We start from the raw sequence: 11,661 nt of genomic DNA, 5'->3' as shown, positions 1-11,661 counted from the left end.
ACCCCAAAAACCCCTATTTCTCCCGATTTTGATTCATTTTTGACCAGCTTTTGACTACCTTTTGACCATTATTTGACCATCTTTTGACCAGCTTTTGTCCATGATTCTGGACTTCGTATTGTCAAACCTGACTTCGATCGGGGTCCCCAAAAGAACGCCTCCGGCGTTCTTTTGGGGTATCATCTCTTGACACCATCCGATTGCGGCGTATGCTTAAGCGTATGAAAAAGGCAGGCTTAGGACTCCTGCAAGTCTACACAGGCCCGGGCAAGGGCAAGACAACGGCCGCTGTCGGTCTTGCTGTAAGAGCAGCATCTGCTGGACTTACAGTAGCGTTCATCCAGTTCATGAAGCCGGACGAGTCAAGCGAACTGCAAGCACTAAGAAATGCGGGAGTTACATGCTCACACTTCGGCGGTAAGGGTTTTCTTGTACCGGACGGCAATCCCGAGCCTCACATCGAAGCCGCAAAAGAGGGCTGGGAAAGAGCTGTAAGTTATCTTTGTGGAGAGACTTATACGGATGTGCTTATCATGGACGAATTGTGCGTGGCGCTCTCGCTGGGGCTTCTTGATAATGCCGAGGTGATGACGAGGATTATTGAAAGACCCCACGGACTCGAGGTCGTCTGCACTGGAAGGGACGCACCTCCGGAACTTATAGCCGCGGCTGATTTGGTGACTGATATGGGGGAGGTGAAGCATTACTTTAAACAGGGAATTAAGGCAAGGAAAGGGATTGAGTACTAGCTCCTGCAAGACTCAATCTGTCGTAACTTGGAGATGAGACATTGAAAGGGCTTGGAAAGGGCTTGAAATTCTTTTTTTTTCAGTATAATCCATAATGGGAGGATTCGAAGTGTTGAATTAGATGAGCTTGAACCAAAGGAGTTTGTATGGATTATTTTTTTACTGAAGAGCAGAAGATGATTCGCGACACAACTCGCGAGATAGCCTTGAAGAAGATTAAGCCTATCCGCGCCGAACTGGACGAGAAGGGCGAGTTTCCGCATGAGATAATGAAGGAGCTTGCCCGCGCTGATCTTTTGAGGGTTTTCATTCCCGAGGAGTTCGGCGGCATGGGCGGAGGGGTTACTGAGATGTGCATCGTTACCGAGGAGATATGCCGTGTATGCCCCGGTATAGGTACAACTTACGGCGCAAACGGACTTGCAGCAATGCCTATTCTTTTGTACGGATCGGATGAGCAGAAGAAGCGTTTCCTTCCGAGGATTGCGGATGGAAAGGTATACGCCGCTTTCGCTCTTACAGAAGCTGGTGCAGGTTCGGATGCCGGCTCCATAAAGACTACCGCTAAGGAGGTTGAGGATGGGTATATAATAAACGGAACTAAGCAGTTCATCACCAATGGAGAGGTTGCCGACATCTACTCGGTAGTGGTGATGACAGACCCGGATAAAGGAGCTCGAGGCGCTTCGATAATGATGGTCGAAAAGGGTACGCCGGGGTTCGATTTCGGCAAGGAAGAAAACAAGATGGGCATCAGGGCATCAAAAACAACGCAGCTGATATTCAATGACTGCAAGGTCCCCAAGGAGAACCTCCTGGGCAAACGCGGCATGGGCTTCATTATAGCGATGAAGACGTTCGACCGCACTCGTCCTGGCGTTGCCGCTCAGGCAGTTGGAACCGCTCAGGGCGCGCTTGATGAAGCGCTCGAGTATGCGAAAGAACGCCGTCAGTTCGGCAAGCCCATCACAAGCTTCCAGGGCGTCCAGTTCATGCTGGCGGACATGGCAACCGAGGTCGAGGCTGCGCGTGCGCTTCTTTATGCCACTGCAAGGATGATTGATTCCGGAGCCAAGGACATTGCGCGTGAATCCGCAATGGCAAAGATGTTCGCCTCGGATGTAGCAATGCGGGTAACGACCGACGCTGTCCAGATAATGGGCGGCTACGGCTACATGAAGGAGTATCCGGTCGAGAAATTCATGCGCGACGCAAAGATTCTGCAGATTTACGAAGGAACTAACCAGATACAGCGCACCGTTATCGCTAGCCACGTGATAAAGTAAACTCACCATCGAATATACCCCCCCCCAAAAAAAACACGCAGTGTTTTTGATGGGGCATGGGTTTGTTATTCAGACATTGTCAAGTTCAACTTGTTAGTCCATTCGCTGCGACTTTTCGCAACAAGAAACCGCCAGAAGCACAGCATCGGAACTTGACAATCCATCATCTCAGTTTATCGGATGGATCCCGGATGAGGTCAGGGCTATTCCTCAATCCTCCGGGCTACTTCACTTCAAATACCCCGTTGGTCATATCAACCTTGATGCAGTGACCGGCCGAGAACGCGTCGGCGCCCAGAATCCCGACCGCATTTACAAAGCTACCCTTGCGTCTCAATTCAGGCATGGCTTTAACGTCTTTGAATTCAAATTCGGTTCCGTCAAGGGCCAGCCTGACTTCAGGTACGATCTTGACCTCTATTTTCTGGGAGCCGCCCACCGCTCCGACCGTGAGTGTGTCGGTCCGGAAGTTCTTTATCTCTAGTCTGTCGAATGCGCTCTCAAACAAGCCGGTTCTGCCTGCGCCCGTATCCAGAACAAAGTAGACGGGGGTTCCGGAATCGTACCGGCACTTTACGAGGGGCACTGTGAACCAGATGAGATTTCTATCCCGCCCCTCCGCTATTAGAGGTTCGTAGAGCGTAATAGCGCCGGAATCTATCTCGATAACAAGATGTTTAAGGATGTCCCAGCCGATGATACCCTCGATAACGATTTGCCCGCCCATAAGCGTCAGGTTCTTCGAATCCATTATGGAAACGGGCTGATTCGTGATCTTGATCCCCGCGATTACGAGCGAATCGAGCGCCGCCGGCGATACGGGCACGGTCTGGGAGGTTGCTCCCATCGCCTTAACCCCGCTTTCAATCAATGGTGTGACGGAGCAGTCCTGGGCGGTGTTCGAGGAGATAACCGTACCCTGGGCCCCGGTATCGAGCCAGAACTTGTGTTTCTTCCCGTTTACCGTGACCTCGACCACGGGTGAGCCGGAGACGCTTCGCTCCAGTGGGATGGTCTGGCGCGACTGGGGAAAGGTGAATACCCTCGGCGGCAATTCGGCGTACACATCATATAACCCGGGACCATCCTCATTGCCCTCATCTGAGCCCTCCTCAATCCCTTCATCCGTATCCTCCTTGAGCTTGTCCCACCGTGAGCGGTATAACCATATATCGTGGAGCAGGGCTTGCGATTCCTGGGCCACCAGGGAATCGGACGCGTCTCGCATCATTGTAAAAAGCGACTCCGCCCTGGCGAAATCGCCTGCCGCCATGACACTAACGGCCTCACCAAAACCTTTATGCTCCATATCGAGGTCCTTCTCCTGAGGGGTCTCAAGATTGCGAACAGCTTCCCAGAAGCCGTCTCCAGAATCGATAACCGACGATTTCATCGGTAACACGATCATTATTGCCGGAATGATAGCTCCAAACATCATTCTCCTTAGGTTCAGAAGTTTGTTATTTGGCTTCTTAAGGAACTCTCTCGAATCAATAGACGAGAAGTCGGCATAAAAGGTTTGCATGGGACATGTCGTTAACTAACATCATCTCTCTTACTCCTTCCTATCACACAAGAAACTTCCTTTACGGGCTTGACAATCTATCTCCTGCGCTTATAATTAAGCAGTTGCTTAATCGGATTGATTATGGATGAAACTAAACACGTAGAACTTTTCAAGGCCTTGAGCGTCGAGACCCGAATCCGCATCATCGAGATCCTGAAGGAGAAGGGCCCCCAGGGGGTCAAGGAGCTGGCCGCCACACTTAACATAACACCATCAGCCGTTTCTCAGCATCTCAAGGTTCTTCGCTACGCCGGACTCGTGCACTGCGAGCGCAAGGGTTACTGGCTGCCCTACGAGATCGACGAGGTCGCAATGGAGCACTGCAGGGACGCGCTTACCAATGTCTGCTCATGCGGCTGCAAGGTTATTGAGGTAAGATGCGACCATGAATCGGGCGGGGAGGGCGAGGAGGGCGGGGAGGGCGGGGGCTCGGAACTTGAGCATCTCAAGAGACATGCTAAAGCACTCAGACAAAAGATTGCTGAGGTTGAGGCAAGGATAAAGGAACTTGAAGGTGAGTAAAAATTTTTATGGATGTTATTAAGCAATTGCTTGATAAGTTAAATACTCAAACACAGAGATTGAAGAAGAATTTGTCCGCAGATCTGACGGATTATTAAACACGCAAAAAACCTTTTAAGGAGGTTTACAATGGAAAAGCACCACATAGCCCAGGAATCGTGCTGCACGCCCGCTCATGGCTGCTGCTCAGGAATGACGGGTTTCGGGTTCCGTCGTTTCTACACAAGAGAAGAGAGGCTCGAGCATCTCGAGCATTACAAGGGACAGCTCAAGAAGGAGCTTGAGGCCGTCGAGGAGCACCTTAAAAACGCGCAATCATAACGAGATAATTCAAACACATGGGGCGCCAGCAATGGCTGGCGCCCCATCAAGTTATAAGAGATATTCATACAGGAGATTAACTCTTGATCCTTGATTTCTTAGTATAAAACAATAAGCACCAATCTAGCAGCTAGGCTAAACCAATCTTTTTCTCAGGTTATCAATCGCTCGAAAGATAAGGGACTGGGTGGCGGAGAAGGACAGTTCCATTATGTCGGCGACCTCGGCGACGGAGTAGCCTTCGAACTTGAAGAGCAGGATTGCCATACGCTGCTTTGACGATAACCCGGCAATCGCTTTCCTAACCAAGTCCGCTCTTTCTTTTACTTCATAAACGGCTTGCGCGTCGGGCGAATTGTCGGGAACCGATTCATCGAGTTCGGACGTTAATCCGCTTTTTTGTTTTGACCTGTAATTCAGACAGTGATTGACTGCGACACGGTAAAGCCAGGTGGAGAATTTTGAGCGCCCCTTAAACGACGATGCCTTTTGCCAAACCTTTATGAATACCTCCTGGACGAGATCATCGGCATTTGCTCCTCCGGTGTATCTGTAAATCAGCGAGGAAACAGGGGCTTCATATTTTTTTACAAGAATGCCGAAGGCGTCCTCATCCCCTTTTGAAGCCTTAGAAATGTTTTCCCAATCCGGATCGCAGACGAGCCTCTCGATAAAATCTCCTGTTTATTTGTGATCTTTCTGACTTCGGTTCTTTTTATCTATCCAGATATACCAGGGTTTACCCGTAAATTTTACAGACTGTTTGAAAAAACCAACGAATTGAGATTGTTTTTCCGGTGAAAGCTTCTTCTTGGCTTCAATGAGATTTTTATAGAGCGTTAAAGCAATCTCTTTTTGAACTTGTTCTTCGCGGGATAACAACTCGATAAGCCTTTGGGTGTCAAGCTCGGGTTCTTCTATAAGTTCAAGAAGCGAGTCTCTTGTTTCCGCAAGATTCTTGTTCATCATCATGGTTTCTTTGGCCTTATTCTTGAACATCTCGCGCAGCTCCGCGGCTAACTCCGGGCTGATGTCAAGACTATCCTCTACCCTTGCCCAGATTTCGTTGTTCTTTCTTTCCCAGTCTTTCCACATCATTCTGGGGCTTGCTTTCCTTATGTAATAGAAAGTCAAAGTGCCTATAGTTCCAAGGTTTATACCAAGGGATATAATGAGACCAATCAAAAGCCCTCTTGATTTCAATTCTGGCCTCCTTCCAGATACATTAGTTGATTCGGGACTTCGCCGCTATAATATACGTTCGAGGAGTAGGCGTCTTGAGATGAATCACCCTGTACGATGTCGTAAATGCCCCTGCCGAGAAAAGCGCCCGCGGCGATTGAGAGCGCCCCCACAAATGCTGCTGCTGCGGGAACAACCGCTCTCTCCCAATCCTTCTCCTGCCTCGTATCTCTTATCCTGAGTTTTATCTTAGATGCAAGCGAATAATCAGGCTCAACAGCTTGAATAAGATCCAAACTGTCATACGCCCTGGAAAGTTCGCCTGCCAAAGCCTTGCACTTCGGACAGCTTTCAAGATGAATGCGGATTTCCCTTCCAAGCTTCTCGTCCATTTCACCCCTGAGGTAGGTAAGCCAGGTTTTCTTATCTAAACATTTCATTGCTGCCTCTCCTGATTAACCATAGAATATCCAAAAAAAAGATATGGTCAAGCATTTTTGCGTTAATCGTAACAAAACATGCCATCATACCATATCTCGCTTCTTAGTTTTTTAGAATGTGATATCCACATGCTGATCTTCTCGTATGTTGGCGGTTTAATTCCATTACCCCTCTCCTCTATTATTCTTTCAAGGATAGCTTCCAGTTCGCGAGCGCTGTAAACGCTTAGAGCTTGTGGACTTGTAATTCCTGCGGCATTTAAAAGCTCTACATATTCAGGAGTAATCCCCTCGATTTGAAAAAAAGCCGAATATTTAACCCATCTCAAAATAACCGAAGGTTGAACTCCGAGAATATCGGCCAAACTCCTCCTGCTCTCAGATGTTAAGCCCTGCTTGAGAAGCTGAGCGGTTGTTTTTATGCCTATCTTAGTGAGTTTTTTTATGTTTTCAGACTCTAACCCGCGTATTTTTGTAAGAGAAGGCATCCTCATCTCCTTATGTTCTATTTCAATCATGACTATTAGACAAGTTCTTGAGGAAAATCATTCGGTTTCCTGCTCCGTTTCGTCTTCGACGAAACGGAGCAGGAAATTATAAGCTTAGAGACCGCTCTTGTGTATCTTCCAATTCCCTTTTACAAACCGCGAAACGACAGAATGGTTAATGCCGCTTTTTTACTGCCTTAACGGGAGAAAAGCAGCTTCTAGAACTTCCAGCCCAGATTCAGGGACAAAAGGGGGAGGACGGGCGCAATCTCCGGAAAAGGCGAGAGGAAGAACCCGAGAGAGGCGGGGGTGTGATCTTTAGACGTCCAGGAGAACGCGCCGAGGATCTGGTTGTAACGCAGATCGATGATGAACCGCTTTATTTCGATGAAGTACCCAAGGCGTGCGGACGGTATCAGGTCGAAGTAATGGATGCCCGTCATGGTGTTCCATTTGTCAAGAAACCTCAAGTCCGCGCCGAGATAGAGCCCCTTGTTGGTGAGATTGAGCTCATCCAGGGGATAGAAGCTGTAGCCTGCGTGCAGCTGGGGCGTAAAGCTTATCTGATCGGCTGAGCCAAGTACGAGCTTTGCGTCAGCTGACTGGCTGGGAGTTAAAAGGTATCCAGCTGTCGCAGACAGCCCGTACTCGAAGTTAGAGAAGAAAGGAACTACGATTTTGGTGTAATAGCCCGGAATCTGCGCCACAGGCGCCATTGAATTTATTGTCAGATAGAAACTGCCCTTATCATCGTCTATCCTGTCCCGCGCCGCCAGGATAGAAACAAGTATGGAGATAGCGGCAATTGTTCTTTTCATCAGTGCACCCCCAGGTCGCAGAAAACGTAGCCCTGTTCGCCCCTGGAGCGCTCCCTTACACAGCCGACAGGATCCGCGATGTATGTCTCGCCTCCGTAGAGGTATCTTTCCTCCCCTGCTCCTTCCCAGCCGTAGCGGTTAGCGAATATCTCCCATGCGTCGAATCTGCGGGAGTTGGGGTCAATCTCGAGATTGAGGTCGCCGACGTTCGCGAGGCTGTGAATCACCACGTCCACGTTCTGGGAACCTATGCTTCTCGTTGCCCAGAGGCTGTTGATGTCGGCGCAAACGATCATGCCAGCCTTGATGTCGTCAATCTGGACAATGGTTGTGTCCATGCCCTGCGTGTAGCCGGAGAGCTGATCCCAGTAGATTAGGTCATGCTTGGAGTGAACGGCCTGGATTGAACCCTGCGGGTTGATAAGCACCTGCGAGTTGTAAAGATAGCCCCCCCTCAATTCTGCAAGACCGAAGACTACGTATATATCGTAAGTCTTGCATAGTTCGGCCACCGAATCCGTTGCCGGGCCAGGAATGGTCTGAGCAATCCGGCGCTGATACGCCTCGGGTTCATCCGGTTTATAGTACCAGCCAAGGACGGTCTCGCCGAAGACTATGAGCCTGACATCAGGATGATCTGTCTTGACTCCAGAAATCATACCGACCATTCGTGAAAAGCTGGAATCCGGATCGATACTTGACTCAAGACAGCAGGCAGCTACCTTAAGTCTGCGTGTAGCCTCGGAATCGTCATATTTCAAAGGCGAGCCCAGGGAGTAGAATACGCCAACGAACATATCATCGTCGCATCCTGTCATGCTCACGAAAACACACAAAATAATAATTAAAAACGCAAATCTCTTCATATCTCTCCTTTTATTAATCTGACTTAAGATAATTGCAGGCTTTTGAAGGGAGTCTACAGGTCAAAAAAAGGTTGTCAAGAAAGATATGTCTACTTTTTGCCCAGCTCGTTAACGAAGCCGAGAGGGATGAATATGTGCACGGACGTGTGAGCGTGGAAGCGCTTGAAGGTCTCGAAAGGATCGTTGGCTTTTATACCCTCCTTTACGATGAAGGAAACGCCGGATTTGAAGCGAAGGTTCGCGTTGAAGACGAATCTGGCAAAAGTGTGAGGCATCTTCCAGACCTCCGGGATTGTGTCTGCGTCATGATAGCGGTACCGCCATTGACGCTCGTATCCGGCTTCTATGCCTAGGAAATCGAACGGCTGCCAGTGAGTGATGAATGAGATTACATCGATGTTGCGCCTGTAATGAAGCGAATCCATCCCCTGGTCGAAAGACTCAAGCCTGTACTGACCTATAAGATTGATTCTGTCCGTTGCCTGCCAGAATACGTAGGGCTGCAACCAGAGGTTGAGTATGGTGTCGGCAATCACGGAGTCCTGATCGGGCCACTCGGTACGCTCCCGCTCCCTCAGCCATGCTCCCTTTGCTCCTATCCATACATCACGGAGAGGTTGAAACTCTAAGCTTGCCGATACTGCGCTGCGGTCGTGATCCCGGTACCAAACGTAATAGGAGGAATCGGGCCAGTCCAGGTACTGCCGGGAGTGAGTGCCTAGCTCCGCTTGAAGCCTTGCCCTGAGCCACGGAAGCTCGCCCCTTGCGTCTATCTCGAAGCGGAAAGGCAGTATCTGGTAAGGATCCTTGTTCGGTCCCGGAAGAATGTGGCGCATGCTGTTATTATGGTCGAATCCTTGCATCACGCCGTAGAAGTATATCCAGTTATGAGTCGATGGCCGGTACGAGAGACCGGCACCCATCTCATCGTAGCGTTTATGGTAGAATGGCGAAATCATAAGGTGGGCGTATAAGTCCTTGTATATGCGAAACGTAGGCTCTATCCTGTGATATTCAACCTTTTCCTGGAAGTTGAAGCGCGCCTCATATCGGTATCTAAGGCTGAAGAACGAGATGCAGGGAAGCTCCACCTTGCCTTCGGTATCCTGATACCAGTAAAACATGTCGTAGGAACCCTGGGCAGTGCGAAAGGCGGAAAGAGATGTATCGTAAGCCTCGTCCCACTGCCTTGAAAACTGCCACCATACAAGATCGACTCCATAATATACGACGGAATCCTCAGGCGGATTGTACGCCATTACCCCCAGCAAAAGGAATATCATACCTATAAATCTACCCGATTATCGCGATTTGTCAACATCGGAATTTGCGGATCTAGAATTTCAGTGTTTCAAATCTCGCCTTTGTTTCTCATGGGAGCAAGCTTCTTTCTCAGATTCTCCCTGGCTCTGAACAGAAGCGATTCAACGGTTGCTAAAGAAACGTCGAGGATCTCGGATATCTCCTTATACGAACAATCATCGAATCTTGAGAGTATAATAGCTACCCTTTGTCTTGGAGGCAGGCTGTTCAATGCCTCCAAGAGAATCCCAGCGGTTTTTTTCCTTATATATTCCTCTTCATGGCACTCCTTATGATCAGGAATACCTTCATCAAGCGGAGAAAGTCTGTGTCTTTTTGCCTTCATCCGGTAATTGAGACAATGATTGGCAACTATCTTGTAAACCCAGGTCGAGAGAGCGGATTTTCCCTTGAAACCTCCCGCATGACGCCATATTTTTATGAATACTTCCTGTGCTAAATCCTCCGCATCCGGGCAACAACCGAGATAACGGTAGATGATTGAGAATACCTTATCTTTATATCTTGATACAAGCTCGTTGAAAGCATCTTCGTCGCCCTGAGCTATGCTTTGAATCAGGTCATAATCCCGAGTATTCATATAGTCAATTGTAGTTTTTTTAAGAAGCCGGGCAATGTGTCAATTAACAATAAAAAGGGGCTATCGTCTTGATTGCCCCTTTGTGTTCTTTTGGAAATTCTTAATGGCAGGTAGCTTGTCCCCGGCAGGACGAGCCGCAAGCTGAACCTTTACAATTTTCGGTGTTGCAGTTGCCGCAACCGTTTGCAGCGCATAAGCCGTCTTCACACGAACAGTCTGTACAATCACAGGCTTTGGCTACAGAAGAGGATGAAATTGTTGCACAGTTCCCGCATGAACAGTTCACGCAATTGCAGTCTTCGCAATCGCACGCACCAGTTTCCGAACAGTTGCATACTGAAGTGCAACCTTCTACGCAGCCTTTCGCTGCAATGAGGGCAAGGGTGACGGCAGCGTTCTGGCTGGGTGCCGCATATACGGGCGACATAACTGCAAGGATTACAGCCATTACGGCAAAAGCCGCAAAAAGCGGTTTATTGTTTTTCATACTTCATTTCTCCTTATGTTGACAATTGTTACCCGATTCTCCAGGACAGCAGGAATCGGAGTTACTGCAAAAACATTCTTCGACGAATTGAATAAACTTCTCCCTGTTTTCTGCAGGAAGTGCTGCTTTCAAATCGCTAAGATGGTCGAAAGATATGGTTTCAAGCCGGACCTGCAGTTCGGCTATTTCCTTTATGAGAGAATTTCTCTTGAGTGTATCGAGCACAGGTTCCTTGAGGAGGGCCAGTAGTTCCTGCCTTTTCTGATATAGTTGCATCCGAATCGGATTGCTTTTTTCGAAGACATTTCTCTCAAGAGAATCTACTTGATCAAGCTCTGCCTTGTTTAGCCCCTGGCGGCACCTTCTGAAATCACCGCTCGCTTCTGCAGGTTCCTTGCGCAAGACGAGAAAACCGAAAGTCACAAGGGCGCCTGCATTAAGACAGAGGGATACTATGAGCAGGATTAGTGACAACTTATTCTTCATGTCTCATCTTTCTGTAACTTCTAAAACAATCTCGCTTATTGAACCCTTAGGATGATCAAAGAACTCATTAACCGCAAGAAAGGACGCGTTTGTCTGCTTGCTATTCACGCCAGACAAAAATTTGTAGGCTTCCTTTCCAATAATACCTCCTGAAAACAAGGCAAAGATGCCTAATGCAACCGCACCCAGAGGTATCAAAACGCGTCTGAAAACTATTCCAGAATCCGTCTTTTCTTTAGCTAACCTCTTGCGAAGCTTAAGCTCAAAGTGTTCGGAAAGGTCTGCTTTTTCGGTTTTTTCAAGAAGTCGGGTGATATAAGCGAAATCATTAACGATACTTCTACAGTTCAAGCATTGCTCGAAATGCGACTCAAGGATTTCTCTTTCCTTGCTGGAAAGCTCGCCGTCGCCGTAAGAGGAAAGCTTCCTGCGACTGGGGCATTTATTCTTGCTTTCCTTTAAGGTATTCATAAAAACTTAGACAGTCGAATTGCGGAAAACTTGCGCTCGCATATCAAAAAATCTGGAGAATTGTCTAAGTTGTTT

16 protein-coding genes are annotated in these 11,661 nt (G+C 48.5%); 5 read left to right on the top strand and 11 right to left on the bottom strand.

The window, feature by feature from the left end; translation table 11 throughout:
* The first annotated feature begins 221 nt into the window (after nt 1-221).
* Both GX441_03355 and GX441_03350 read left to right on the top strand, forming a co-directional pair.
* Nucleotides 222-749: a cob(I)yrinic acid a,c-diamide adenosyltransferase gene (locus GX441_03355; GenBank protein NLI97681.1), complete on the top strand. Its 528-nt coding sequence runs from the start codon at nt 222-224 to the stop codon at nt 747-749.
* 146 nt (nt 750-895) lie between these two features.
* Entirely contained in the window at nt 896-2,035 is a 1,140-nt protein-coding gene (locus tag GX441_03350; GenBank protein ID NLI97680.1) for an acyl-CoA dehydrogenase, read from the top strand.
* Nucleotides 2,036-2,258: 223 nt separating this feature from the next.
* Here the strand turns inward: GX441_03350 and GX441_03345 are convergent, their stop codons facing one another.
* The gene (locus tag GX441_03345; protein NLI97679.1) at nt 2,259-3,473 is read right to left on the bottom strand and encodes a hypothetical protein; all 1,215 of its coding nucleotides are present in this window, start codon (nt 3,471-3,473) and stop codon (nt 2,259-2,261) included.
* A 210-nt stretch (nt 3,474-3,683) separates the two neighbouring features.
* Between GX441_03345 and GX441_03340 the strand changes: the two genes are divergently transcribed.
* Both GX441_03340 and GX441_03335 read left to right on the top strand, forming a co-directional pair.
* A complete protein-coding gene (locus GX441_03340) occupies nt 3,684-4,124 on the top strand; it encodes a winged helix-turn-helix transcriptional regulator (GenBank protein ID NLI97678.1) in 441 nt (146 codons plus the stop codon).
* Between the two features lie 129 nt (nt 4,125-4,253).
* Nucleotides 4,254-4,445, top strand: a complete 192-nt coding sequence (locus GX441_03335) for a DUF5320 domain-containing protein (GenBank protein ID NLI97677.1) — start codon at nt 4,254-4,256, stop codon at nt 4,443-4,445.
* 135 nt (nt 4,446-4,580) lie between these two features.
* Here the strand turns inward: GX441_03335 and GX441_03330 are convergent, their stop codons facing one another.
* The 8 genes from GX441_03330 to GX441_03295 all read right to left on the bottom strand — a co-directional run bounded on the left by GX441_03330 (nt 4,581) and on the right by GX441_03295 (nt 10,142).
* Nucleotides 4,581-5,117 carry an RNA polymerase sigma factor gene (locus tag GX441_03330; protein NLI97676.1) on the bottom strand — a complete coding sequence of 179 codons (537 nt, stop codon included), beginning with the start codon at nt 5,115-5,117 and terminating at the stop codon, nt 4,581-4,583.
* Nucleotides 5,118-5,129: 12 nt separating this feature from the next.
* Complete coding sequence (locus GX441_03325; GenBank protein ID NLI97675.1) at nt 5,130-5,648, bottom strand: periplasmic heavy metal sensor; 519 nt, start codon at nt 5,646-5,648, stop codon at nt 5,130-5,132.
* Nucleotides 5,645-6,067, bottom strand: a complete 423-nt coding sequence (locus tag GX441_03320) for a zf-HC2 domain-containing protein (protein NLI97674.1) — start codon at nt 6,065-6,067, stop codon at nt 5,645-5,647. Before GX441_03320 ends, GX441_03325 begins: the two co-directional genes overlap by 4 nt.
* Nucleotides 6,068-6,129: 62 nt before the next feature.
* Complete coding sequence (locus tag GX441_03315) at nt 6,130-6,585, bottom strand: DUF4332 domain-containing protein (protein NLI97673.1); 456 nt, start codon at nt 6,583-6,585, stop codon at nt 6,130-6,132.
* A 188-nt stretch (nt 6,586-6,773) separates the two neighbouring features.
* On the bottom strand, nt 6,774-7,373 hold the full coding sequence (locus GX441_03310; GenBank protein ID NLI97672.1) for a hypothetical protein: 600 nt from the start codon (nt 7,371-7,373) through the stop codon (nt 6,774-6,776).
* Nucleotides 7,373-8,239 (bottom strand): carbon-nitrogen hydrolase family protein, encoded by an 867-nt coding sequence (locus GX441_03305; GenBank protein ID NLI97671.1) that lies wholly within the window; start codon nt 8,237-8,239, stop codon nt 7,373-7,375. The genes GX441_03310 and GX441_03305 overlap by 1 nt, the downstream gene beginning before the upstream one ends.
* An 89-nt stretch (nt 8,240-8,328) precedes the next feature.
* The gene (locus tag GX441_03300) at nt 8,329-9,522 is read right to left on the bottom strand and encodes a hypothetical protein (protein ID NLI97670.1); all 1,194 of its coding nucleotides are present in this window, start codon (nt 9,520-9,522) and stop codon (nt 8,329-8,331) included.
* 68 nt (nt 9,523-9,590) lie between these two features.
* Nucleotides 9,591-10,142, bottom strand: a complete 552-nt coding sequence (locus GX441_03295) for a sigma-70 family RNA polymerase sigma factor (protein NLI97669.1) — start codon at nt 10,140-10,142, stop codon at nt 9,591-9,593.
* Between the two features lie 161 nt (nt 10,143-10,303).
* Between GX441_03295 and GX441_03290 the strand changes: the two genes are divergently transcribed.
* The gene (locus GX441_03290; GenBank protein ID NLI97668.1) at nt 10,304-10,651 is read left to right on the top strand and encodes a hypothetical protein; all 348 of its coding nucleotides are present in this window, start codon (nt 10,304-10,306) and stop codon (nt 10,649-10,651) included.
* Here the strand turns inward: GX441_03290 and GX441_03285 are convergent.
* On the bottom strand, nt 10,633-11,115 hold the full coding sequence (locus tag GX441_03285; GenBank protein ID NLI97667.1) for a periplasmic heavy metal sensor: 483 nt from the start codon (nt 11,113-11,115) through the stop codon (nt 10,633-10,635). The two genes, GX441_03290 and GX441_03285, sit on opposite strands and share 19 nt — an antisense overlap.
* Nucleotides 11,116-11,118: 3 nt before the next feature.
* Complete coding sequence (locus GX441_03280) at nt 11,119-11,586, bottom strand: hypothetical protein (GenBank protein ID NLI97666.1); 468 nt, start codon at nt 11,584-11,586, stop codon at nt 11,119-11,121.
* Nucleotides 11,587-11,661 lie beyond the last annotated feature (75 nt).

The organism is bacterium (genome assembly GCA_012517375.1).
Taxonomy (GTDB): domain Bacteria; phylum Hydrothermota; class Tepidihabitantia; order B3-TA06; family B3-TA06; genus JAAYVC01.
This window is presented reverse-complemented; position numbering and strand designations above follow the sequence as displayed.